This is a genomic window from Pseudomonas sp. (assembly GCF_033723075.1).
Classification (GTDB): domain Bacteria; phylum Pseudomonadota; class Gammaproteobacteria; order Pseudomonadales; family Pseudomonadaceae; genus Aquipseudomonas.
In genome coordinates, this window is sequence record NZ_JAWVXU010000012.1 from 1 (window position 1) to 24,359 (window position 24,359).

Here is a 24,359-nt window from a genome sequence, read left to right on the forward strand (position 1 = left end):
CAGGGATTTGGGCTTGCCGGTGTCGAGGCATTCGGCGTCGAGAAACTCGTCGAAGCGGGCCGTGATGCCATCGGCCACGCGATGCAGAATCTCCGCACGCTCGGCCACCGTCATCTTGCCCCAGGGGCCCTTGAGTGCGGCACGCGCAGCCTTGACCGCGGAGTCGACCTCGGCGCGGCCGGCCTCATGGACGCGGCCGATCACCTGGCCGTTGGCCGGGTTGATGTCCTCGAAGGTGCGGCCGCTGGCCGAACCGACGAAGGCACCGTTAATGAAATGCTTGATCTCTTTCATCTGCGCAATCTCTGCAATAAGTCGAACTGGGCATTCAGAGGTTGTGAAAATATCGAGCGCCGTAGCGAGAGCGTCTTCTGGTGTTCGCGGCAAGGCGCGTTACGCGAAAAACGGGGGGAGTTTAGTGAGCTAAATGACCCTGTTTTTCGCGTAACGCAACGCCAGCAGCGGGTGCCAGAGGGCGGTCGCAGTAGGCGAGAGTTTTTTCACAACCTCTCAGGTCAGCACGGTGAGGAAACGTTCGTTGAGCACCCGGTCGTGGTAGAAGATCGCCTTGCCCAGTTGGTCGGCGGTCCAGGTCACCACCGGGTGATCGGGGTAGTGGTAGTCGCCGCCGCAGAACACCTCGTTGCGGTTACCGGACGGGTCGAAGAAGTAGATGGTCTTGCCGTGGGTCAGGCCGTGACGGGTCGGGCCGATGTCGATCGAGGTGTCGGTCATGCTGATCAGGTCGGCGGCGCGCAGCACGTCCTCCCAGGTCTCGAGGAAGAACGAGGCGTGGTGGAAGCGGCCCTTCTCCGGGTGGAGGATGAAGGCCACGTCGTGGGCCTTCATGCACAGGCTGAGGAACTGGGCGATGCGCGTACCGCCATCGAGCACCTGTTCGGCGAGGGTGAAGCCGAGCACCTCGGTGAACAGGCGCAGAGTCTCGTCGAGTTGGTCGCCGTACAGCAGGCAATGATCGAAGCGCACCGCGCGCATGCCCTTGAGGCCACGCGGCCAGGCTTCCGGGTTGACCTCATCGAGGCCCCATTTGCCGGTGACCTGCTTCTGCGCGAACAGCTCGAAGCGGTGCCCGGACGGTGAGGTGAACTGCACCCGCCGACCGCAATCCTTGAGTTCGCCGGCCGGTAGTTCTTCCACCTGGCAGCCGAACTCCAGCAGCTCGCCGGCCAGGCGGCTCAGGCAGGCATCGTCGATCACCTTGAAACCCATGAAGTCCATGCCCGGCTCGTCGGCCTCGCGCAGCACCACGGAGAACTTGTCGGTCTCGGTCCAGGCCTTGAGATAGACCCGGCCTTGCTCGTCGCGGTCGACCTCGATCAGGCCGAGCAGCTCGACGTAGTGTTCCAGGGCCTTGGCCATGTCCAGCACGCGCAGTTGCACGTGGCCGGGACGCATCACACCTTTTTTCATAACGACACCTTTTGTCTTTGTTGTGGGTCGACCGTGTTTTCGCTGCACGGCTTTTGATAACGCTCGATACACAGATCGCTGCGGGCAAACAGGCGGCAGGCCAGGGCGTAGCCCTGTTCGCGTGCCTCGCTCGGCACATGCTTGCAACTCATGCGTCCGCACTCGTAGTCGCCGGCCAGCACTCGCACCTTGCACAGGCCACAGCCGCCACCGCGGCAACCGACCGGCACGCAGAGCAGCCCTTGCTGTTCCATGGCGGTGAGTACAGGCAGCGCCTCGTCGCAGCTGAAATGCTGGCCACTGCTGGCCTCGGTCACTTGAAACTGTCTGCCCATGGTGGCGGCCCTCAGAGGCGCTTGAACAACGCGGAACGCTGGCTGTCGCCGGCGCCATCGGCGGCGGTGAGGAAGCGCTCCATGAAGATGTCGCGCTCGAACAGACGGCCCTGCATCAGGGTGCTGATGGCGGCGTCGATCATCGGTGGCGGCCCGCACAGGTAGGCCTTGTGGCCCGTGAAGCGGCCATCGAAATGGGCCTTGGCGGCGTCATGCACGAAGCCCTTGAAGCCCTGCCAGGACGGGTCGTCATTGGCCTGGCTGAGCGCCGGCACATAGGTGAAATTGCCGTGCTCGCGGGCCAGGCCCTCGAACAGCTCGCGGTTGTACAGTTCGGCGACGTTGCGCGCGCCCTGGAACAGGGTGATCTGGCGGCTGTCGCCCTGTTCCAGCAGGTCGAGAATCATCGATTGCGGGCTGGACAAGCCCGAGCCACCGGCCATGAAGATCAGGTCGCCCGGCTGCGAGCCGCGCACGAAGAACTGCCCATAGGGGCCGGACAGCTGCAACTGATCGCCGACCTTGAGCTGCTGATGGATATAACTGGTGGCTGCGCCGCCCTCGACCAGGCGCACATGCAATTCCACCTCACTGGCCTGGCCCGACGGATTGGCCAGGGAGAACGCCCGGCTGCCGTCGATACCCGGCAGGTCGAGGTTCACGTATTGCCCGGACTGGAAGGCCATCGGCCGATCGAGGCGCAGGTGCACGCCCTTGATGGTCGGCGACAGCTCGACGATGGCCGTGACCGTGGCGCGGAAATCCGCCACCGGGTGGCCGAGGAAGTCGGGGTCGACGTCGATGTCGGCCTCGATGGTCACGTCGCTCTGCACGGTGGCGCAGCAGGCCAGCACCTTGCCCTCCTCGCGCTCGATGTCCATCAGGGCGAAGGGCGAGGCGGCGCCGATTTCGACCTCGCCTTCCAGTACCTGCACCTTGCAGGTGGCACAGGTGCCATGGCCGCAGGCGAAGGGCAGCCATACGCCCTGACGCAGGGCGGCCTGGAGGATGGTCTGGCCCTCCTCCACTTCGATCTGTTCGCCGGTCGGTTCGATGGTGACGGTGTAACTCATGGTGCTCACCTCAACTCGCGGAGTTGCCCAGGCCGTTCAGGCCGGGGGTTTGCAGACGCAGCATGTCCTTGTGCCGGAGGCCGTTGGCGTCCAGGCTGGCGGCGAAATCCGGCGCCCAGGGCTCATCGTTGAGCAGCCAGACGCTGGCGCTGAAATCGACCTTGGCGGTATCCGGGTGGGCGGCCATGGCCGGGCGCAGCACCTGCTCGCACCACTCGGCGAAGCCCATGGCCGGGTCGACCAGCATGGCGAACGGCGAGCAGAACATCAGGTGGCGATCCCAGCCCAGGTACAGCAGGCGATTGCCGTGGAAGTTGGCTTCGAGGTCGAGCGGGGGGAATTCATAGGGCCCGATGGCATTGACGGTCATGAAGAGGTTCCTCTTGTTCTGGGTATGGGAAGGAGCGGGACGGCGCTGCCGCCCCGCGCCGGCTCAGCTCGCCTTGGGTAGCGGGGCGACGGCCGGATTCAAGCCCTTCCACTGCAGCCAGCGCTGGTGCTCGGGCGAGCCGAGGTACTCGAAGTTGTCCTCGCCGATGTTGATGTTGTAGTAGTCGCGCACCACCGACTCGACGTCGCTGCCGCCACAGTTGCCCTGGTAGATCTGGTGCACCGGCAGCCAGGCCTGGACGTACTTCTGCGGCTGGTTCTTGAAGATGTCGCAGCAGCCATCCGAGCAGAAGTGGTAGCGCTCGCCCTCGTGCACATGGCTGCGATGGCTGAGCTGGGTCGCGTCGTCCGGCTCGGTGAAGATGGTCGGGATCTGGCACACCTGGCACAGCTGCGGCAGGGTGTTGTTGTAGAAGCGCTCGCCCTTTTCCTGCTGCTCGCGCCAGAAGGTGAAGCGCTCGCGGTAGTACTTGTCGAAGGTGTTCGGGTACTTGGCCGACAGCCAGTCCATCTCCTCCTCGTTGGGCATCCAGGTGTGGAAGTTGGTGGCCTGGCTGTACTGGTAGAAGGTCGCCCAGGCCTGGTGGGAGACGTGCTCCTTGCCGATGGTCGACTGCTCGACGTACTTCGGCGCCCGGATGCCGTAGCGCTCCAGGTCCTTGAACAGCGCGCCGCCGGCCTCCTCGAAATAGACCTCCCAGGCTTCGGCCCAGGACATCACTTTGTTCGGCAGCATGTAGTCCATCATCATCCCGACCAGCGTCAGCAGGCGGTTGCCACGCCAGAACCACTTGTCGATCCAGCCCTGGATGATCGGCACGTTGTCCTCGTGCTGCTCGAGCATGAACTTGATCACTTCCAGGCCCAGGGTCATGTGCCGCGCCTCGTCGGATTGCGCCGAGAAGCCGAAGGTGACGGTGGCCATGTCGCCGTTGTAGGCCGCGCCGGACATGAAGGGCACGAACAGCAGGTTGGTCAGCACGTACTCGAAGGAGAACGAGATGGCGGTGAGGAACTCGAACGGTCCGGCCGTGCGCGCATCGTCGAAGAACGACTTGGGCACCGAGAGGAACCACACCCGGTCGTGCATGTGGGCGAAGTCATGCAGGCCGTTGAAGTGCTTGTTGTAGTGGCTCATCGCATGCACTTGAGTCTGCACGTGGCGCAGCTCGTCGATCGCCTGCATCTGGCAGGCGACCCGCGCACCGGCACCGCTGAACTGCCGGCCGACCCGGGCGAAACCCTGGAACGCCTGGTACTCGCAAGGGCTGATGCCGCCGAGGAACAGCTTCAGCGCATTGACGTAGCGCGCATCGGAGATGGTCTGCTGGCCGTTGTTCTGGGCGAAGGCGTCGAGAATGGCGTAGAGCTTCTTCTCTTTTTCGGCCTGGTACTTCCAGTAGGAATCCATGGTCAGACGGAAGGGGTCTTCCCACTTGTCCCAGTCGGTGATCTTGATGCCCTCGAAATCCTCGTGGGGAAAGATGTCCTTCTTGTCCTGGTAGCTGGGCTCCCAGTCGAGGTCGCGGGTCAGGTAGCGGTACTTGTCTTTGAGGCCGAGTTTTTTCTTGTTGGCGGTCATGGCTTGGCTACTCCTAATTTTTCCACTCGAGCACGAAGGCGTCGTCGTCTTCATCGACGTTGCCGCCGATGGTGATCACGTCCAGCAGCATTTCCTGCACGTCCCAGGCGCGGCCGAGCCGCTCTTCCATGGTGTCGCGACGGATCTCCAGACGGCCTTCGGCCTCGATGCGAATCATTGCCGGCTGGTGCTGGACCACTGCATGAGGGTTGTCATGGGTGATGCCATCCACCAGGTAGCGGGCGTTGTCGTTGTCCTGCAGGACGAGGTAAACGAGCGACATGGTCTGAATCCTTATCGAATGTTCAGGCCGAGCTTTTTCAGCCGGGCGAGGAAGTCCTGATGCACGCTGGCGAATGCGTCGCCGCCAGCGCTGATCTCGGCCAGCGGTGCCTGGGCCTCGAGGGCACGGGCCAGCCAGTACTCGATCCAGGCTTCGATCTGCAGGCGATTGCTCTCGCTCTCGGCGGCCACGGTCTTGACCATGGCATCGACCCAGCGGCTGCTCTCGGCGTACCACTGGCGCATGAACTCGGTGAGCATGCCTACGTCACCGGCGCCTTCGGCACTCAGGGTCTCGTCAAACTTCTGGTACATCAGCGGGAACAGCAGGCCATCGCTGACCAGGTTCTGGGCCAGGGTCAGCTCGAACCAGTCCTTGACCACGAAGCTGTCCTCGACGTAACGGCGCAGGCCCTGCCAGACCGGGTCGTCGAGCCACAGCTGCTTGCCCTGCTCGAGCGCCGCGGTACCACCGTTGTCGAGCAACAGGCCGATACGCGACAGGTACTGGGCTATCCCCAGGCGGTCCATGGCGGTGTAGATGTGCATCTGCACCACGGTGGTGGCGCAGCCATCGGCGGCGATGCCGCTGTTATTGGTGTTGGCACCCAGCTCGGCGTGGCGCAGCGGCACCAGCGCCCGCAGGATGCGTGCACGCTGCTCGTCGCTCAGGCGTCCCAGCAGCTCGCGCTTCTCGCAGAAGGCGTACTCGTGCTCGGTGGTTTCCTGCATGCGCGCCCGGGTCTGCACATAGGTGCCGTAGTAGTACTGGCGCGGATCGCTGACCGCATACCAGTCGCGCATCACCAGGCAGGTGCGGGTGACATCGTTGAGCAGCTTGTCCGGCTGCCACTGCGGGCGGTAATGGAAATTGATCGTGGCGGCGACGTCGTAGCTGGCCTCCTGATAGCGGCTGGCCGGCTTGTCGCCGAAGCGTCTGCGGATATGGCTGAAGGTCTGGCGGATCGGCTCCACCGTGTTCGTCTTGATCTCTATGCTCATCTCGACCGTACCTGTTGTTGTTGTGTGTGGCTGCCGTGGGCAGGCTCTCAGTCGCGCTTGCCCGGCATGCGGCTGCCGGCTTCACCGAAGCGCCACTTGACCATGTCGTCGTCGACCGCCTGGGCCATCGCCTGATCCATCACCACCACGCGGTTGTGCTGGCAGAACTGGGTGAACGCGGCTTGCGGCAGCACCAGCTCGACGAACAGGTCCGGGTAGCCGATGGCGAAATCGAACTCGACGAAGCGGGCATCTGGCTCGCTGCGTACCCGGATGTAACGCGGCAGGTCTTCAAAACGGGGTTCAAGCGTGTTCATGTTCGGGCCATCTCCCTTGGTGGCGGGTGACAGGCCTAACGCAACGGCTGTGCCAATGCCTGAAAAAAACTTTCAAGTAATTGATTTATAAAGGCTTATATAAAATAAAAGGCAGCAAGAGACGCAGCGCAAGGCGCGCGTCGGCCAGGCTGATACGGGCTTTTTTGATGATTTGATCAAATGCCGCCGGCCGGCTTGAGCAAATGCTCAGCCATCTGCAACGGGCTCGGCGGGGGCCGGGCTGGCGGCGCCAATTTCATCAATTGGTTGACTTCCACCCGCGCATGGATATGGATATGGTGACTGCCCAGTCGAGCCGCGAGGCGTTGTGCCAGCACTCGACCGCCAACCACCCCAGATCCTTCCATTGACGGAAACTGCAGGGAAAAGCAGGTTTTCAGCAGGTAAATTCAGTCATCTTCAGTGACTGAGTAAATGCCCTGGCAACCGATCCGAGGTGGTTCCCCCTTACAAAAACAATCAGGGGTCCTATTGCCATGGCAATCAGGTACAAGCCGCAACTGCAACACTCGGACTTTCAGGATCTGAGCAAACAGATCCGTTTTCAAAGCATGGAAGGCAAGATCTGGTTCGGCGAACAGCGCATGTTGCTGATGCAGGTTTCCGCCATGGGCAGTTTTCGCCGCGAGCTGGTGAGCATCCTCGGCATCGAGCGGGCCAAGGGCTTCTTCCTGCGCCTGGGTTATCAATCCGGCCTCAAGGACGCCGAGCTGGCACGCAAGCTGCGCCCGCATTGCAGCGAGCTGGACATCTTTCTCGCCGGCCCGCAGCTGCATTCGCTCAAGGGCCTGGTCAAGGCGATCCCGACCGAACTGGATATCGACATCGAGGCCGGGCGTTTCTATGTCGAGGTGGAGTGGGTCGACTCCTTCGAGGTGGAGATCTGCCAGAGCGAACTCGGGCCGATGACCGACCCGGTGTGCTGGACCCTGCTCGGTTACGCCTGCAGCTACTCCTCCTCGTTCATGGGCCGCGAGGTGATCTTCAAGGAGATCACCTGCCGCGGCCGCGGCGACGACAAATGCCGGATCGTCGGCAAGCTGGCCGAGGAATGGGACGACGCCGAGGCGTTCAAGCAGTATTTCAAGAACGACCCGATCATCGAGGAGCTGTACGAGTTGCAGTCGCAACTGGCCTCGCTGCGCACCAGCCTGCAACGCCAGGAAGGCCAGTACTACGGCATCGGCCAGTCCCAGGCCTACAGCAAGGTCTGCCAGATGATCGACAAGGCCGCCCAGGGCAAGGTCTCGGTGCTGTTGCTCGGCGAAAGCGGGGTGGGCAAGGAGGTGATTGCGCGCAGCGTGCACCTGCGCAGCGCCCGCGCCGAACAGCCGTTCGTCGCGATCAACTGCGCCGCCATCCCACCGGACCTGATCGAAGCCGAGCTGTTCGGCGTGGAAAAGGGCGCCTTCACCGGCGCGCTGCAGTCGCGCATGGGCCGTTTCGAGCGTGCCAACCAGGGCACCATCTTTCTCGACGAAGTGATCGAGCTGAGCCCGCGCGCCCAGGCCACCCTGCTGCGGGTATTGCAGGAAGGCGAGCTGGAGCGGGTCGGCGACAACCGCACGCGCAAGGTCGACGTGCGGGTCATTGCCGCCACCAACGAAAGCCTTACCGAGGCGGTCAAGACGGGCAAGTTCCGCGCCGACCTGTTCTACCGGCTCAACGTGTTCCCGGTCAGCATCCCGCCCCTGCGCGAACGCCTGGAGGATATCCCGCTGCTGGTGGAGCATTTCCTCAAGCGCTTCCACAGCGAATACAACAAGAAGACCCTGGGCCTTTCCGACAAGGCCATGGAGGCCTGCATGCACTACCCCTGGCCGGGCAATATCCGCGAACTGGAGAACGTCATCGAGCGCGGCATCATCCTCACCGAGAGCAACGAGAGCATCAGTATCGAGGCGCTGTTCCCGCAGTTGCAGCTGGAGGAGCTGCTGGAGAGCCGGCTCTCCAGCGAAGGCACCCTGCTGCAACCGGTCACCGAGCAGAGCTGGATTGAGCAGGTGCTGGGTTCCGGGCTGAGCCTGGACGCCATCGAGGAACAGTTGATGCGCGAAGCCATGCAGCGCGCCAATAACAACGTCTCCGGCGCCGCGCGCCTCCTCGGCCTGACGCGCCCGGCCCTGGCCTACCGGCTGAAGAAGATCGGTATCGAGGCCTGACCGACCCGCTGCAACTGCGGACAGGCCCGCACCAGCAGCCTGGGCAGCAGGCGCCAGACCAGGCCCAGCGCCGCCAGGGGACGCACCAGCAGACCGCGCACCTGGTCGCTGCGCGGGCAGCCATAGCGACACCAGGTGCAGAAGTGCTCACAGTTGTTGGTCAGCAGCCGATAGCGGCTCTCGCCAAGTCGCGAGCGGGCCCTGGCCACCACCTGCGCGGCCGCGAAGCCGGGCAAGGGACGGTACTCGATCCACACCGGCCGGCTCGCACCGAACCGCTCGAGCGACACCTCTTCCACCGGTCCGGCCTGCAGCGATTCGCACAACCCGGCGTAATGCACCACCCGGCCGTTGCCGACATAGATGCCGTGATGGCAATAGCCATGGCGCGGTGTGACCAGGTGTGCGCCCAGGGGTGGCTCGACGTCCGCATCGATATCCCAGAGCACCTGCCGTGCCCCTCGCGTTGCGCTTGCCTGGAAAAACGGATGGGTACTGTTCATGGCCGGCTCCAACCTGCGAAGCCCCTGGCTGGCCAGGGGCTTCAGCTGCGTTGCCAGGTTCGATGCATCAACCGCGCCAGCAGCGGAAAATCACCGGACTAGGGGGGTTGCCGGCGCGACGGCCTGCCCGATGCCGAGGCGCCAGCGCGCAAATGCTCAAGAAAACGCCCAACGAGCGGGCATCCTCCGGCGCGGCCAATGGCAGTCCGGCGCGACTCTCGAGGCGGTTTTACCAAATGGATAAAGCCCCGGACGATTTGATTATTTGCTCAAAGGCAAGGCGTCCCGCAGCACTCAAATTTCGCCCTGAAGAATCCTCACATAACATTAAATTCGATCTATTTCAGTCACTTGCAAACCAATACAGGAGACTGGCACAAGCGTTGCTCTAGGGTCACCAACCGCTGCAAGACAACAACAATCCAAGTGGTGACCCGTAATGAGCTTCACTCCCAAGCCGTGTAACGGCCTGCCCTGTGCTATTGCCACCCCACGTCTGCCTCGCGCCACGCTTGCCCTGCTTCTGCTGCCCGTGCTGCTGGCCGGTTGCGAGGCCGAACTGAATCTGGCGGCGGTCGGCGAGGCGACCAGCCACGCCAGCCTGCGCACCGACCATTACCAGGCGTTGGCCAGCAACGCGGCAGTCAGCGTGCTGGTTGGCAACGACGGCGTGGTGCTGGTCAGCCAGGATCAGGGCCTGACCTGGCAGCGCCAGCAACTGCCGGGGCAGCCCGGCCTGATCGATGTGGATGCCTGCCCGGACGGCAGTTTCATCGCCCTCGGTTTCGACAACCAGCTGTGGCACAGCGCCGATCAGGGCCTGAGCTGGAACGCCCATGCACTGCCGACCCAGGAGCAAATGCTCACCGCGACCTGCACCCCCGACGGTGCCTGGTGGGCGGCAGGCGGCTTCACCACCCTGCTCAATAGCCGGGACCAGGGCGCCAACTGGGATGAAACCAGCCTGGACGAAGACGCCATGCTCACCACCCTGCAGTTTCTCGACGCGCAGCAGGCGGTGGTCACCGGCGAGTTCGGCCTGGTCTTCAGCAGCACCGATGGCGGCCAGAGCTGGCAGGCCAGCGGCCGCCTGCCGGAGGAGTTCTACCCGCACGCCAGTCGCTTCGTCAGCCTCGACGAGGGCTGGGTCGGCGGCCTCAATGGCTTTATCTACCACACCCGCGACGGTGGGCAGAGCTGGCAACGTCAGGCCACCCCCTCCGCCGCACCGATCTTCAACTTCAGCGCCAACCGCGACGGCCTGTTCGCCATCGGCGATCACAGCAGCGTGCTGCGTCTGAGCGGCGAGCGCTGGCTGGCAGTGCCCACGCCGAATGCGCCGGCTTACCTGCGCGCCGCCGGCAACGGCACCGACCATCGCCTGACCGTGGCCGGCGGCCGCGGCCTGTTGCTCAACCTCGATACCCGTCCGGCCCTGGCCGCCCAGGCTCAGTGAGGCTATGACCATGTCCATGCACCGCTTCACCCATTTTTTCTACCTGGCCAAACTCTGGCTGTTCCGTAACCCGCGCCGGGTGCTGGCGCTGATCGGCGCGCTGACCCTGTTCTTCGCCCTGCAGATCCCGGCGCTCAAGGTCTATACCGACTTCGCCGACCTGCTGCCGCAGCAACACCCGTATATCCAGTTGCACAACAGCATCAAGGACACCTTCGGCGGCGCCAACGTGCTGGTGATCGGCGTCGAGTTCGAGGACGGCGACCTGTTCAGCAACGCCAACCTGGCCACCCTCGACCGGGTTACCCAGGCGGTGGACAACCTGCCTGGGGTCAACCACAACCTGGTCAGCAGCCTGACCCACCGCAACTCGCGCAAGATCTGGCTGACCGAGGTCGGCAGCATCAACTCCGAGCCCTACTACCAGCCCGAATTCGGCCAGCTCGATGAGGCCCAGCTGAGCGCGATGAAGGCCGACGTGGTGGCCAACCCGCGGGTCTACGGGCCGCTGGTGTCGCCCGATCTCAAGGTGGCGCTGGTCAAGGCGCAGCTGATCGAGGGCCAGCTCGACTACGAACAGACCTTCGCCCAGCTGCAGGCCCTGCGCCAGGCGGAAGTGCGTGACGGCGTCAAGCTGTATGCCACCGGCCAGCCGGTGCTGGTCGGCTGGGCCTACACCTACATGGAGCAGATCCTGCAGATCTTCGTGTTCACAGTGTTGGCCATGCTGGCCCTGCTGGTGTTCCATTTCCGCAAGGCCTACGGCGTGCTGATCCCGCTCGGCGGGGTGCTGATTTCGACCATCTGGGGCCTGGGCATCATCAGCCTGCTGGGCTACAACCTCGACCCGCTGGGCCTGGTGATTCCCTTCCTGATCGCCGCACGGGCCATGAGCCACGGCGTGCAGCTGGTGGAGCGCTACTACGCCGAGGTGCGCGAGCGCGGCAACGGCCAGTTGGCCGCGCGCGCCACCTTCGACAGCCTGTTCCGCCCCGGCACCCTGGGCATCGCCTCGGACGCCATAGGCCTGGCGCTGATCGCCATCGGTTCGATTGCGCTGAACACCAAGCTGGGCATCTACGCCTCGCTGTGGGCGACCACGGTGATCTTCTCGGTGCTGATCGGCGTGCCGCTGCTGCTGTCGATCCTGCCGCAGCCGAAGAACCCCGAAATCAAGGAAACCTTCCTGCGTCACATCGGCGCCACCTGCGCCGCCACCGTGTCGCGCCCCGGCGCCGCGCGCAAGCTGCTGGGGCTGGCCGCCCTGGCGATTGTCGCCGGGCTGTGGGCATCGGCGCAGGTGCGCATCGGCGACTCCGAACCCGGCTCGCCGATCCTCTATCCCGAGCACGACTACAACCTGTCGTCCAAGCAGATCAACGACCGTTTCCCCGGCTCCGAGGAGCTGTACATCATCGCCGAGCACGCCGAGAACGGCGGGATCAAGCGCCCGGAAGTGCTGCGCGCCCTGCAGTCGCTGCAGGCACACATGCTCGGCGACCCGGCGGTGGGTGGCAGCAAGGGCCTGCCGGACCTGGTCAAGCAGGTCAACCGGCTGATGCACAACGACGACCCGCGCTGGTTCCAGATCCCCCATGACGCCGATTACGTCGGCGGGCTGATGTTCACCTACATGGCCTCCAGCCCGATCCCCGGGGCGCTGGACGAGTTCAACGACACCGACGACCGCATCGCCAACCTGGTGTTCTATTACAAGGATCGCCAGGGCGAAACCATCCGCCGCGCCATGCACATGGCCAAGCAGTGGATCGCCGAGCACGGCGAGGACGTGCCCGGCCTGAGCATCCGCCTGGCCGGCGGCACCCTCGGCGTTGCCGCGGCGATGAACGAGTCGGCGTTCGAGACCAACCTGCTGGTCCTGCCGCTGGTGTTCCTGCTGATCTTCGCCTTCGTCATGGTGTTCTACACCAGCTGGCATGCCGGCCTGATGATGCTGATGGCGATGCTCTTCGCCACCGTACTGACCTACGCCTACATGGGCCTGGCCGGGATGAGCATCGACATCAACACGGTGCCGGTGATCGCCGTGGGCATCGGCGTCGGCATCGACTACTCGATCTACATGATGGACCGCATCCGCGAGGAGATGGTCAAGAGCGGCAACCTATCCGCCGCGGTGCACCGCGCCATCGCCACCACCGGCATGGCGATCAGCTTCACCGCGCTGACCCTGATGGCCGGCATCGTCATGTGGGTGCTGCTCTCCGACCTGCGCTTCCAGGCCGACGCCGCCAAGCTGCTGTGCGTGATGATCGTGATCAACGGCATCGCCGCCATGTTGCTGGCCCCGGCCTGGGTGCTGGTGTTCAAGCCGCGCTTCATCACCGATGCCTACGTCGATGCGGACGGCGTGATCCATGCCGACCAGGACGCCGAAACGATCCCCGTAATTCCCACCGATCCGTTGCCGACTTCAGCGCAGTCGGACGCTGGGCTGCTGTCCGAGGCGCGCCAACCGGCCTGAGCCGGCGCGCACCAACAACCCACTGCAAGAGGTTCTGCCATGCAGACAAGAATAAGAAAAAGCCTGAAACACTGGACCCTGGCCACGCTGGCGGGCGCGGGCTGCGGCCTGACCCCGCTGGCCGCTGTCCTGGCCGACGAGGAGATGCAGGTCACCGGTTACGTCGAGAACGCCACCTTCGCGCGCGATAGCGTCGGCCTGTCGAAATTCCGCAACACGCTGCAGGTCAACGCCGACCGCAAGTTCGGCGACCTCGGCCAGCTGAACTTCAAGAACACCGCCTTCCACGCCACCTTCCGTGGCACCTACGACGGCGTCTACGACCTCAACAGCAGCGAGTACGGCAGCGGCGCGGGGGGCGCCATCGAGCTGGAGAACAGCGTGGCCGGCAACAGCGTGCCCCACGGTGGCGGCCTGACGGTGCCCGGCACCCTGCTCGGCTTCGACCAGGCGCGCAACCCCAACGAGGGCATGATCGTACTCGGCGAGAACCTGCACAAAACCCGTGGCGGCGTGGCCTTCGGCGTGCCGGTGCGGCCCTGCGACAAGGACAGCCGCGGCTGCATCGACGACTACCTGGACGCCAGCAGCGACGACCTGCGCTTCCCCGAGTTCAACGAGCGCCTGGACTTCATCCGCGAGCTGTATGTCGACTTCGACAATGAGCTGCCCAACGGCGACATCCTCAGCTGGCGCCTGGGCAAGCAGCAGGTGATCTGGGGCCGCACCGACCTGTTCCGCGTGCTCGACGTGATCAACCCGGTCGACTATTCGCGCAACAACATCTATGACGAGCTGGAAGACATCCGCATCCCCATGTGGATCGCCAAGGCCGACTGGCGCATGGGCGCCGGCGAGCTGTTCGACGACCTCAACCTGTCGTTCGTGTGGAACTTCGACAAGTTCCGTCCGCACAACCTCGGTCAGTGCGGCGGGCCCAACTCGATCCTCGACGCGGCCTGCTTCTTCCGCGGCATGAACAACCTGTGGGAAAACGGTGGCACCGTGGCCAACTTCGCCAACGGCAACATCGCCACCGACTTCGGCCCCGGCCAGATCGGTATCCGCAAGGCCCACATGCCGTCCTGGAGCCTGTCCAACAGCCAGTTCGGGATCAAGCTGGAAGGCGTCTACGGCGACTTCGGCTTCAGCCTCAACGCCCTCACCTACCGCTCGCAACTGCCTTCGCTGCGCGGCGGCATCCCGGCGACCAACGCCTTCACCGGCGAGACCGCGGTGTGGCCGAGCCTGATCGCGTTCGACATCCACTTCCCGCGGGTCAACCTGCTCGGCGGCTCGATGGACTACTACTCGCAGGCGATCGACACGGTGTTCCGCGTCGAAGTGGCGCACACCGAGGGCGAGGAGTTCGCCAACACCCTGCAGCCGCGGCTGTTCTCCGAATCCAACGTGACCCGCTACGTGATCGGCGCGGACAAGAACATCTTCATTCCGGCCCTCAACCCCGGTCGCGCGTTCCTGTTCTCGGCGCAGCTGTTCGGCCAGCACATCCACGAGCACCAGGAGGAGAAACGCGCGCTGGGCAAGGTCGGCATGCCGGACTGGGAGAAGAACTGGATCGGCACCCTGCTGGTCAAGGGCTGGTGGATGAACGATCGGCTCAGCCCGCAATTGCTCGCCGCGCATGACTTCAAGGCCCAGGCCACCGCCATCGCCCCGAGCATCGAGTACCTGTTCAGCGACAACCTGAAGATCACCGCCGGCGCCAACATCAAGGTCGGTCGCGGCGCCCGTGAGTACGACGACTGCCGTACCTGCAACCCCTGGGACCCCTTCACCAGCGCCGGCCAACCGGAAGGCATGAGCCTTGGCCTGTCCGGCTATGAACCCCTCGGTCGTTTCCGCGCCGGCCCGATCGGCATGGCGCAAAAGGAAGACGAACTGCAACTGACCCTGCGCTACAGCTTCTGATCACCACGAGGAAGACCCATGAACAAGCAATTCCGCTTCCGTTTCGCCGCCCTTGCCCTGGCAATGAGCGCAGGTGTCGCCCAGGCCGACCCGGCCGTGATCGACCGTTCGTTCTTTCCCTACCAGGCCGAGAAACCGGCGTTTGCCGGGCTCAGCGCCGGCCTGACTATCAACAAGGCCAACGTCGCCCAGTTCAAGGACATCATCGATCCGGCCTTCTACGGCTTTATCGAGAAGGGCTGGCTGGACATGCAGGTCGGCGAGACCACCTCCTTCGACCTGCACCCCAACTATGTCGAGGCCACCCGTCAGGGCCAGGACAAGGTCAAGCTCGGCGCCAAGCCCGGCGAGATCGAAGGCTGGGTCGCCGGCCGGCCCTTCCCCCAGGAGCCGGACGCCAATGACCCGCGCGCCGGCGAGAAGCTGGCCTGGAACTACAAGTACGGCTACAACTGGGGCGACAGCGCGGCCATCTCGCCGTTCTACTGGAAGTACCGCGACCTGGAATCGGCCAAGGTCGAGCGCACCATCAAGTTCGACTTCCACTTCCTCAACTTCACCGGCCGGGTCAACCAGCAGCCGCTGCCGGCGATCACGCCGAACCCCTCGCAGCTGTTTCGCGGCATCTACGTCAAGGTCCTGGAACCCTATGACGTGCGCAACACCCAGCTGCTGATCCACCGCTCCGAGGACGACCTCAAGCGCGACAACTCCTGGCTCTACCTGGGCTTCCAGCGCCGCGTGCGCCGCCTGGCCACCGGCCAGGTGACCGACGCCTTCCTCGGCTCGGACCTGATGATCGAGGACTTCGAGGGTTACAACGGGCGCATCTCCGACATGAACTGGAGCTACAAGGGCACCAAGTTCCTGTTGATGCCCTTCTACAACCACAACGACCTGACCCTGGACAGCGAAACCCACCAGGACAGCGACGGCTACCAGGTCGTGGCCTTCGCCGGCCAGGGCGGTTGTTTCCCCAACATCACCTGGCAGCTGCGCAAGGTCTACGAGGTCGAGTCGGCACCGGTCGAGGGCAGCCACCCGCTGTCCAAGCGCGTGCACTACGTGGATGCGCAGACCTTCACGGTGCCGCGGACCATTTCCTATGACCGCAAGGGCAGCCTGTGGAAGACCTTCACCATCGGCCAGGCCCACCCCGATCATCACCTGGCGAAGAACAAGGACAGCGGCGTGTCGATCGACGACAGCTTCAGCATGATCGACGTGCAGGCCATGCACTGCACCACCGGCCAGTTCAAGGGTCAGGTCGACCCGGAAATGAGCAAGCCGGAAATGTTCAGCGTGCAGCACATGCGCGCTACCGGTAACTGACAGACCGTCACCCGCAACCGCCCGGCAGCACGCCGGGCGGTTCGCACACCACCCCCGAATTCAACTCAGGCGGCGCCCGCGCGGCACGGCAACCCTTGCCCGTGCATCCGCCGCCACCTTCACTACGGACCGGATGCCATGTCCCAGCGCGCGCCAGACCCAGGCCAGAACCAAGCCCAGCAACAACTGCTGTTGGTGACCGACGGCCAGGCCAACATCCTCTATGCCAGCCCGGCCCTGTGCCGTCTGGCCGGCTTCGGCGCAAGCGCCCTGCAAGGCCGTCCCGCCAGCTGCCTGCGTCACCCGGAGATGCCGCCGGGGCCGATCAAGGATCTCTGGGCGACCCTCGGCCGCGGCCAGTCCTGGATGGGCATGCTGCAGAACCGCCGGGCCGACGGCCAGCCGTTCTGGGTCGACGCCTTTATCAGCCCGGTGCTGGAAGACGGCAAGGTGCGCGAATACCAGGCCATCTATCGCCTGCCCCAGGCCGCGGCGATCCAGCGCGCCAGCGCCATCTACCGCACCCGCAGCCAGGGCAGGCAGCCGGCGGCATTGCGCTGGCAATGGCTGACCCGCCAGCGTGCCCAGACCCTGCTGGCGTTGCTGGCCTTCAGCCCGCTCGGCCTGCTCGCCCTGAGCCACAGCCCGCAACTGGGCAGCGCCGTGCTGGTCGCATGTGCCAGCCTCTGCTGGCTGCTGCTGAGCCTGCACGGCAAGCCCTTCGCCGCGCTGGTGGCGGACAGTCGACGCATCGTCGAGCACCCGATCAAGCAGCTGATCTACACCGGGCGGATCGACGAAGTCGGCCAGTTGCAGCTGAGCAACCGTCTGCAGGAGGCGCGTCTGGCCTCCATGGTGGCACGCATCGGCGACAGCAGCAGCCGGGTCAGTGCCCATGCCGACCACACCCGGCAACTGCTCGGCACCAGCAACCAGGCGGCCGAACAGCAGCAACAGGTCCTGGACGGCATCAGCGCCGCGGTCGAACAGCTCAGCGCGACCATCCAGGAAGTGGCGGGCAACACCCGCAATGCCGCCGAACAGACCCAGCAGGCGCAGGCCTTGAGCGACGATGGCCAGCGCCAGGTGGGCCATGCGCACCAGAGCATCGCCGCCCTGGCCGCCACCCTCGACCAATCGGCTGCGGCCGTCACCGCCCTGAGCCAGCACAGCCAGGCCATCGGCGGGATACTCGCGGTGATCCGCAGCATCGCCGAGCAGACCAACCTGCTGGCCCTGAATGCCGCCATCGAGGCGGCGCGCGCCGGCGACAACGGCCGCGGCTTCGCCGTGGTGGCCGACGAGGTACGCTCCCTGGCCCAGCGCACCCAGGCCTCCACCGACGAAATCCAGGGCATGATCGAAGCCCTGCGTCAGGGCACCGCGCAGGTGGTCAAGGCCATGCAGCAGGGCCTGCAACAGTCGCGGGCCAGCGTCGAACAGGTCGACGCCACCGCCCAGGCCCTGGCGCACATCACCCTGCGCATCGGCGAGATCGCCGGCATCAGCAGCCAGATCGCCGCCGCCGGCCACCAGCAGAGCCAGGCCGCCGAGGAGATCAACCAGAAGATCCACGCCCTGCAAGACCTGGCCAGCCACAGCCTGCAACTGCAGCGCGACACCCTCGACCTCGCCGACCAGGTCAGCAGCCAGGCCAGCCGCCAGCGCGCCCTGATCGAACATATGCACGGGCACTGATACCAGGGCGGCGCACAGCGCCCGGCGGCAGGCGCCAGCCTGCTGGCCGGTCAGCGCGTGGGAACATAGCCAGCGCCGCAGAGCGAGAGCGTCTCCGGGCGTTCGCGGCATGGCGCGCCACGTGAAAAGTAGGGGAGTTTAGTGAGCTAAATGCCCCTGCTTTTCACGTAGCGCAACGCCGCAGCGGGCGTTTGGAGGCTGCCGCAGTAGACGAGAGTTTTTTCACAACCTCTCAGTCCCGGGTCATCAACAGCTCGGGCACTTCACGGCCTTCGACGAACTGCTGCTGCACCAGCTTGCACACGTCCGCTTCGCTGCGAATCTGGTACCAGGCGCCGGACGGATAGAGGCTGAGGCTCGGCCCCTGGTCGCAGGGAAACTGGCACTGGGTCCGGGTGAGATGCACGCCGCCGTCACACTCCAGCTTGCCGGCGGCCTTGAGCTGTGCGCGCAGGCTCTTCCACAGTGGCAGGGCGCCGCGGCGGGTGCAGCGCGGGCCGTTGCACAGCAGCACGCGGTGCTGGTGCGGCGGGATCTGCGACCAGGCGTGGCGCTCCGGCAGTTCGGCCACGCCGACACAGGGCAGGTGCAGCTCGGGCCGCGCGATCAGGGCGCAGGCAGCCTCGACCGGCAGGCCTTCGCTCTGGCCGATGGCGCTGGCGACGAACAGCTGCTCGGGCTCGGCGAGCTGGCCCAGTTCGCTGCGCAGCCAGTCGAGGTGGGCACTGCTGCTCTGCGGCTCCAGGTCGATCACCAGCAACGGCCGTTCACCCTCGGCCACGCGCTGCCAGAGCGGCGCATATCCCTCAGAGGTGTCGACGATATCGGCCAGCGCCGCCGCGCCGCGCAGCTCTGCCAGGCGCTGGCGGAACAACTCGGCGAAGGAGCCGTCAGCCAGGTCGGGGCCGACGAAGAGAATGCAGGCGTAAGGTGAAACGGGCGTGGTCATGGCGGCCTCCAAAGCGGGGCGGCAGTCTAGCAGGCGTTTTAGTGCGCCATGGGATTTGCCCAGCCCCGTAGGGTGGGTTAGCCGCATGCCGCTGTTGCCGAACAACACATCATTGGCGCCGCGGCGTAACCCACCATCGGCGCAACGCGTTCGATCGCCTGGTGGGTTACGCGCCGCACCACTGTCGCGTGTGGATTCACGGTCGGCGACCCGCGTCGCTAACCCACCCTACGGGGTCGGGTTCGTTGGGTTGGGTAGCGCCGTAGCCCGCCTGCTGCAGCACCTGCCAGAGCGCTTCGAGGCTGACGAACTCGCGCTGCACCGGCGGCAGGCTCGGCCGGCGCAGCAGCAGCACCGGCAGGCCCAGCTCGCGGGCGACCTGCAACTTGGGCTCGGTGGCCTGGCTGCCGCTGTTCTTGCTGATCAGCACATCGGTCTGCAGACGGGCGAACAGGGCACGCTCGCCGTCCAGGTCGAAGGGCCCGCGCGCGCCGATGATTTCCGCCCGCTCAACCGCAGGCTGGCCCTGCAGGCAGCGCACCGTCCAGTGCTGGTGAAGAGGAATCTCGTGCAGGTGCTCCAGCGGCTCGCGGCCCAGGGTAAACAGCGGTCGCTGGAACGGCGCCAGCGCCGCCACCAGCTCGGCCCAGTCGTCTACCTCGCGCCAGTCATCGCCACCCCCGGCCTGCCAACCCGGGCGACGCAGCGCCCAGCAGACAATCCCGGCCAACGTAGCGGCACGGGCGGCATTGGCGCTGATCTGCGCGGCATAGGGATGGGTCAGGTCCAGCAGCAGCTCGATGCCCTTGGCGGCGATGAACGCCGCCAGACCTTCGGCCCCGCCAAAACCGCCGACGCGCACCTGGCACGGCAGGTCATCCGGCACCCGGCCGAGGCCGGCCAGGCTGTAGATGCTCGCGGGGCCGAGACGTCGCGCCAGGCGCAGGGCCTCGCTGGTGCCGCCGAGCAGGAGGATCCGCGCACTCACGGCTTGCGCACCTCCAGCAATGTGATCGGCAAGGCGCTGCGCCAGGTATCGAAAGCGCCCAGCGGCTGGGCCTGGGCCACGGCGATGCGGGTCAGCTCGCCGCCGACCTGCTCGCGCCAGGCCAGCAGCGCCGCCTCGCTCTGCAGGGTCACGGCATTGGCCACCAGCCGGCCGCCCGGCTTGAGGCTGGCCCAGCACTGCTCCAGCACCCCGGCAATGGTGACGCCGCCGCCGATAAAGATCGCATCCGGCGCGGCCAGGCCGGCCAGGGCCTCGGGCGCGCGGCCGGCGACCAGTTGCAGGCCGGGCACGCCCAGGGCGTCGCGGTTGTGCCGGATATGCGCCTGACGGCCTTGGTCGGCCTCGATGGCGATGGCCCGGCAAGCGGGATGGGCGCGCATCCACTCTATGCCGATCGAGCCGCAACCGGCGCCGACATCCCAGAGCAACTCGCCGGGTTGCGGAGCCAGGCGCGCCAGGGTGATGGCGCGCACGTCGCGCTTGGTCAGCTGGCCGTCGTGCCGGTAAGCGTCGTCCGGCAAACCCGGCGTCAGCGGCAGCAGGCGCGCATCGGCGGCGGCCACGCACTCGACCGCCAGCAGATTGAGAGCGGCGGCACGCGGCAGCGCCCAGTCGCTGGCCAGGCCGTCGACGCGCCGCTCGCTGGCGCCGCCCAGATGCTCCAGCAGGGTCACCCGGCTCGGACCGAAACCACGCCCACGCAGCAACTCGGCCACCGCCGCCGGGCTGTCGCCGTCATTGCTCAGCAGCAACAGCCGCGCGCCGGGATGGATCAGTGCCTGCAACGCCGCCAGCGGCCGCGCCACCAGCGACAGCACCGCCACCTCCTGCAATGGCCAACCGAGGCGCGCGGCGGCCAGGGAGACCGAGGACGGCGCCGAGAACACCTGCATTTCCGCGGCCGAAAGGTGCCGCGCCAGGCTGGCGCCAACCCCGTAGAACAGTGGGTCGCCGCTGGCCAGCACGCAGACCGGCGTGCCGCGCCGGGCCAGCACCGGCTCCAGGCTGAAGGGGCTGGGCCACAGCTCATGCTGCCCCGGCAGATCGTCCGGCAACAGGGCCAGTTGCCGCGCGCCACCGACGATGCACTGCGCCTCGCCCAGCGCCAGCCGCGCCGCCTCACCCAGGCCGGCATAGCCGTCTTCACCAATCCCCACCAGGGTTAACCAGGTCGTCATGCGCTTTCCTCAAACCGTGATCATCGCGCCCGCCCGACCAGCCGGCTGTCGTGCCCGCGCGCAAAGCGGGCATAATAGCGCCTTCGTCGGTGCCCAAGAGCCTGAACAGGGTCTGCTGCGCGTCGGCCATGCTGTGCTGGAAATGGCTTCGAACTGCTGATTTACGACTGGTAAACTCCGCGTTCTCAGCCATTTCCGCCTTGCCTGGCTCCAGCTCGCACGCCCCTGAACAGACTCTGAAAGGGCCGAAGAGGGAATACGGAGCGATCTGCCGATCGTGACCGAGCTGCCCCCGCAACTGTAAACAGCGAGTCTGCCGCAACAGCGCCACTGGGCAACCGGGAAGGCCGCGGCCGATCATGACCTGTCAGCCAGGAGACCTGCCGACGACGCTAGTCGCGAGTGCCAACATCGGGCGGGGTGTACCGATGCCATTGAGTCCCCCCATGGGCGGGCTCTGCTGGTTCGGTCGCCGCGTCGTTGTTGTTGGTGACCTTTTTGCGCGACCTTGCCGCCACCTTAGATCTGCCCGCCCCACGCCCCAGCGCGTGCCCCGGCCTGCTGCGCATCGTCCAGGCGCTGGACGGCGGCATCTGCCGGGTCAAGCTGGCCGGCGGCGTACTTGGCAGCGCCCAGGCCCGTGCCATCGCCGAGGCCGCCAGCGCGTGCGCCAGCGGCGTGCTGGAGCTGACCAACCGCAGCAATCTGCAAATCCGTGGCGTGCGCGCCGACCGCCAGGCCGAGCTGATCGAGCGCCTGCTGGGCGCCGACCTTGGCCCTCGGCATAGCGATGCCGACGATGTGCGCAACCTGCTGCTCAGCCCCGCCGCCGGCCTCGATCCGCAGGCCCTGCTCGATACCCGGCCGCTGGCCGCCGCCCTGCTCGAGCTGCTGCAACACACCCCGGCGCTGCATGGGTTGTCGGCCAAGTTCGCCCTGCAGCTGGACGGCGGCGAAGCCCTGGCGATGCTCGAACACCCCCACGATATCTGGCTCAGCGTCCTGCCCGGCACGCCGGCGCGGCTGGCATTCGGCCTGGCCGGTTGTCCGGGGGACAAGCCGCTAGGCGTGGTCGACGCAAAGCAAGCAGTGCAGCTGATCGAACAACTGCTCAGACGGTTTCTCGACCTGGCCGGTAACGAACACAGCCGGATGCGCCAACTGCTGGCCGTGATGCCGGCCAGCCAACTGCTGCAACAGCTGCAAGCGCGCCTGCCCTTCCCCGTGCAAGCGGCCCCGAGCGATTGGCAGCGCACGCCGCTCAGCCAGCGCGCACCGATCGGCATCTATCCACAACGGCAGGCGGGCCTGTGCATGGTTGCCGCCGCCGCCCGGCTGGGCCGTATCGACGCCGCGCAACTGCGCGCCCTGGCCGATCTGGCCGAACACCAGGGCGATGCCAGCCTGCACCTGACGCCCTGGCAGGGCCTGCTGCTGCCGAATATCCCGCTGCAAACGGCAGCCGATACGCTGCAGGCGCTGGGCGATCTCGACCTGCTCACCGATGCCAACCAACCACTCAGCCAGCTGATCGCCTGCACCGGCTCGACGGCCTGCGGCAAAGGCCTGGCCGACAGCAAGGCCGATGCCCTGCGCCTGGCCGAGCGCCTGGGCGCCGGCAAGGTGCGCCCGCAGGTGCATATCAGCGCCTGCCCGCGCTCCTGCGCCGCCGCCCATATCGCGCCCTTCACCCTGCTGGCCGACGCGAGCGGCCACTACCAGCTCTATCGACGCACGCCCGAGGCGGCCGGTTTCGGCCAGCTGCAGGCCGCCCGCATGACCATCGACGAGGCCGGCGACTGGTTCGCCGCCCACTGCCCGACAGGAAACCGCAATGCTTGAGTACATCCGCGACGGCCAGGAAATCTACCGCCAGTCGTTCGCCACCATCCGCGCCGAGGCCGACCTCAGCAGAATCCCTGCCGATCTGGAAAAGCTCGCGGTGCGGCTGATTCACGCCTGCGGCATGGTCGATATCGTCCAGGACCTGCGCTTCTCCGCCGGTGCCGGAGCCGCCGGGCGCGCCGCCCTGGCCAAGGGCGCACCGATTCTCTGCGATGCGCGGATGGTCGCCGAAGGCATCACCCGCCCGCGCCTGGCCGCCAATAACCCGGTGATCTGCACCCTGCATCACCAGGGCGTGATTGATCTGGCCCGCGAGCTGGGCAACACCCGCTCGGCGGCGGCCCTGGAACACTGGCGCGAACACTTGGAAGGCAGCGTGGTGGTGATCGGCAACGCCCCCACCGCGCTGTTCTACCTGCTGGAAATGCTCGACGCCGGCGCCCCCAAGCCGGCGCTGATCATCGGCATGCCGGTGGGCTTTATCGGCGCGGCGGAGTCCAAGGACGCCCTCGCCGCCGACAGCCGCGGCGTGCCCTACGTGATAGTGCGTGGCCGTCGTGGCGGCAGCGCCATGGCGGTGGCGGCGGTCAACGCCCTGGCCACGGAGGTGGAGTGATGAGTGCACAAAAAGGCCGCCTGCTCGGCATCGGCGTCGGCCCCGGCGACCCGGAGCTGATCACCCTCAAGGCCCTGCGCCTGCTGCAATCGGCACCCGTGGTCGGCTACTTCGTGGCCAAGGCCAAAGCCAACAAGGGCCAGGGCGGCAACGCCTTCGGCATCATCGAGCAGCACCTGACGGATGCGCAGCAGCGACTGCCGCTGGTGTATCCGGTGACCACGGAAAAGCTCGCGCCGCCGCTCAGCTATGAAGATGTGATCTGCGACTTCTACGACACCTGCGCGGTGCAGATCGCCGCCCAACTGGATGCCGGCCAGGATGTGGCGGTGATCTGCGAGGGCGACCCGTTCTTCTACGGCTCCTATATGTATCTGCACGACCGCCTGGCCGGCCGGTACCAGGTGGAAGTGGTGCCGGGCGTGTGCTCCATGCTCGGCTGCGCCTCGGTACTCGGCACGCCGCTGGTGTACCGCAACCAGTCGCTGAGCGTGCTCTCCGGCGTGCTGCCCGAAGACGAACTCAAGCAGCGCCTGCGCGATGCCGAAGCCGCCGTGGTGATGAAGCTCGGGCGCAACTTCGAGAAAGTCCGCCGGGTGCTGCAGGAGCTGGGCATCGACCAGCGCGCCCATTACGTCGAACGCGCAACCATGGGCAACCAGCGCATCGTGGCGCTGGACGAGGTGGAACCGATGTCCTCGCCGTACTTCTCGATGATCGTCATCCCCGGCGAGAAATGGCGCGGTTGAAAAACTGCAAAC

The 24,359-nt window shown here is 65.9% G+C and carries 23 protein-coding genes and 1 riboswitch; of the genes, 9 read left to right on the forward strand and 14 right to left on the reverse strand.

All coding sequences use genetic code 11. The features are described 5' to 3' along the window. The 9 genes from R3355_RS15010 to R3355_RS15050 all read right to left on the reverse strand — a co-directional run. The coding region (locus R3355_RS15010; RefSeq protein WP_318961904.1) for an aldehyde dehydrogenase family protein at positions 1-294 on the reverse strand (294 nt) is incomplete at its 3' end. Positions 295-510: 216 nt separating this feature from the next. Further along, a complete protein-coding gene (locus R3355_RS15015) occupies positions 511-1,431 on the reverse strand; it encodes a catechol 2,3-dioxygenase (RefSeq protein WP_318961905.1) in 921 nt (306 codons plus the stop codon). After that, entirely contained in the window at positions 1,428-1,766 is a 339-nt protein-coding gene (locus R3355_RS15020) for a 2Fe-2S iron-sulfur cluster binding domain-containing protein (RefSeq protein WP_318961906.1), read from the reverse strand. The genes R3355_RS15015 and R3355_RS15020 overlap by 4 nt, the downstream gene beginning before the upstream one ends. 11 nt (positions 1,767-1,777) lie before the next feature. Then, complete coding sequence (locus R3355_RS15025) at positions 1,778-2,839, reverse strand: phenol 2-monooxygenase domain-containing protein (RefSeq protein WP_318961907.1); 1,062 nt, start codon at positions 2,837-2,839, stop codon at positions 1,778-1,780. A gap of 10 nt (positions 2,840-2,849) precedes the next feature. Next, a complete protein-coding gene (locus R3355_RS15030; RefSeq protein WP_318961908.1) occupies positions 2,850-3,209 on the reverse strand; it encodes a phenol hydroxylase subunit P4 in 360 nt (119 codons plus the stop codon). A gap of 63 nt (positions 3,210-3,272) precedes the next feature. Further along, positions 3,273-4,811, reverse strand: a complete 1,539-nt coding sequence (locus tag R3355_RS15035; RefSeq protein WP_318961909.1) for an aromatic/alkene/methane monooxygenase hydroxylase/oxygenase subunit alpha — start codon at positions 4,809-4,811, stop codon at positions 3,273-3,275. Positions 4,812-4,824: 13 nt separating this feature from the next. Then, positions 4,825-5,094: an MmoB/DmpM family protein gene (locus R3355_RS15040; protein ID WP_238044628.1), complete on the reverse strand. Its 270-nt coding sequence runs from the start codon at positions 5,092-5,094 to the stop codon at positions 4,825-4,827. Between the two features lie 11 nt (positions 5,095-5,105). Continuing rightward, positions 5,106-6,095, reverse strand: coding sequence for an aromatic/alkene monooxygenase hydroxylase subunit beta (locus tag R3355_RS15045; RefSeq protein WP_318949431.1), 990 nt, complete (start codon positions 6,093-6,095; stop codon positions 5,106-5,108). Positions 6,096-6,142: 47 nt separating this feature from the next. Next, the gene (locus R3355_RS15050; protein WP_238044633.1) at positions 6,143-6,412 is read right to left on the reverse strand and encodes a phenol hydroxylase subunit; all 270 of its coding nucleotides are present in this window, start codon (positions 6,410-6,412) and stop codon (positions 6,143-6,145) included. Between the two features lie 497 nt (positions 6,413-6,909). Here R3355_RS15050 and R3355_RS15055 point away from each other — a divergent pair, with 497 nt between their 5' ends. Then, positions 6,910-8,595, forward strand: a complete 1,686-nt coding sequence (locus R3355_RS15055) for a sigma-54-dependent Fis family transcriptional regulator (RefSeq protein ID WP_318961910.1) — start codon at positions 6,910-6,912, stop codon at positions 8,593-8,595. Here R3355_RS15055 and R3355_RS15060 read toward each other — a convergent pair. Further along, positions 8,562-9,098: a lecithin retinol acyltransferase family protein gene (locus tag R3355_RS15060; RefSeq protein ID WP_318961911.1), complete on the reverse strand. Its 537-nt coding sequence runs from the start codon at positions 9,096-9,098 to the stop codon at positions 8,562-8,564. The two genes, R3355_RS15055 and R3355_RS15060, sit on opposite strands and share 34 nt — an antisense overlap. A 439-nt stretch (positions 9,099-9,537) precedes the next feature. Between R3355_RS15060 and R3355_RS15065 the strand changes: the two genes are divergently transcribed. The 5 genes from R3355_RS15065 (at position 9,538) to R3355_RS15085 (ending at position 18,001) form a co-directional block, all read left to right on the forward strand. Then, positions 9,538-10,554, forward strand: coding sequence for a YCF48-related protein (locus tag R3355_RS15065; protein ID WP_318961912.1), 1,017 nt, complete (start codon positions 9,538-9,540; stop codon positions 10,552-10,554). A 10-nt stretch (positions 10,555-10,564) separates the two neighbouring features. After that, a complete protein-coding gene (locus tag R3355_RS15070) occupies positions 10,565-13,039 on the forward strand; it encodes an efflux RND transporter permease subunit (protein ID WP_318961913.1) in 2,475 nt (824 codons plus the stop codon). Positions 13,040-13,078: 39 nt separating this feature from the next. Then, entirely contained in the window at positions 13,079-14,971 is a 1,893-nt protein-coding gene (locus R3355_RS15075; RefSeq protein ID WP_318961914.1) for a DUF1302 family protein, read from the forward strand. 18 nt (positions 14,972-14,989) lie between these two features. Then, positions 14,990-16,303 carry a DUF1329 domain-containing protein gene (locus tag R3355_RS15080; RefSeq protein ID WP_318961915.1) on the forward strand — a complete coding sequence of 438 codons (1,314 nt, stop codon included), beginning with the start codon at positions 14,990-14,992 and terminating at the stop codon, positions 16,301-16,303. Between the two features lie 138 nt (positions 16,304-16,441). After that, positions 16,442-18,001, forward strand: a complete 1,560-nt coding sequence (locus R3355_RS15085) for a PAS domain-containing methyl-accepting chemotaxis protein (RefSeq protein ID WP_318961916.1) — start codon at positions 16,442-16,444, stop codon at positions 17,999-18,001. A 232-nt stretch (positions 18,002-18,233) separates the two neighbouring features. Here R3355_RS15085 and R3355_RS15090 read toward each other — a convergent pair whose 3' ends face one another. The 4 genes from R3355_RS15090 to R3355_RS15105 all read right to left on the reverse strand — a co-directional run bounded on the left by R3355_RS15090 (position 18,234) and on the right by R3355_RS15105 (position 21,330). After that, positions 18,234-18,950 (reverse strand): (2Fe-2S) ferredoxin domain-containing protein, encoded by a 717-nt coding sequence (locus tag R3355_RS15090; RefSeq protein WP_318961917.1) that lies wholly within the window; start codon positions 18,948-18,950, stop codon positions 18,234-18,236. A gap of 196 nt (positions 18,951-19,146) precedes the next feature. Further along, positions 19,147-19,938 (reverse strand): cobalt-precorrin-6A reductase, encoded by a 792-nt coding sequence (locus R3355_RS15095; protein ID WP_318961918.1) that lies wholly within the window; start codon positions 19,936-19,938, stop codon positions 19,147-19,149. Then, positions 19,935-21,137, reverse strand: a complete 1,203-nt coding sequence (cbiE, locus tag R3355_RS15100) for a precorrin-6y C5,15-methyltransferase (decarboxylating) subunit CbiE (protein ID WP_318961919.1) — start codon at positions 21,135-21,137, stop codon at positions 19,935-19,937. Before cbiE ends, R3355_RS15095 begins: the two co-directional genes overlap by 4 nt. After that, positions 21,103-21,330 carry a hypothetical protein gene (locus tag R3355_RS15105; protein WP_318961920.1) on the reverse strand — a complete coding sequence of 76 codons (228 nt, stop codon included), beginning with the start codon at positions 21,328-21,330 and terminating at the stop codon, positions 21,103-21,105. Before R3355_RS15105 ends, cbiE begins: the two co-directional genes overlap by 35 nt. Next, positions 21,326-21,540: riboswitch (cobalamin riboswitch) on the forward strand. Its footprint overlaps the gene before it by 5 nt. 95 nt (positions 21,541-21,635) lie before the next feature. Between R3355_RS15105 and cobG the strand changes: the two genes are divergently transcribed. The 3 genes from cobG to R3355_RS15120 are packed head-to-tail and all read left to right on the forward strand — an operon-like array spanning position 21,636 to position 24,347. Then, positions 21,636-22,979 carry a precorrin-3B synthase gene (gene cobG / locus R3355_RS15110; protein ID WP_318961921.1) on the forward strand — a complete coding sequence of 448 codons (1,344 nt, stop codon included), beginning with the start codon at positions 21,636-21,638 and terminating at the stop codon, positions 22,977-22,979. Next, on the forward strand, positions 22,972-23,598 hold the full coding sequence (locus R3355_RS15115) for a precorrin-8X methylmutase (RefSeq protein WP_318961922.1): 627 nt from the start codon (positions 22,972-22,974) through the stop codon (positions 23,596-23,598). Before cobG ends, R3355_RS15115 begins: the two co-directional genes overlap by 8 nt. Then, entirely contained in the window at positions 23,595-24,347 is a 753-nt protein-coding gene (locus R3355_RS15120; RefSeq protein WP_318961923.1) for a precorrin-2 C(20)-methyltransferase, read from the forward strand. The genes R3355_RS15115 and R3355_RS15120 overlap by 4 nt, the downstream gene beginning before the upstream one ends. Positions 24,348-24,359 lie beyond the last annotated feature (12 nt).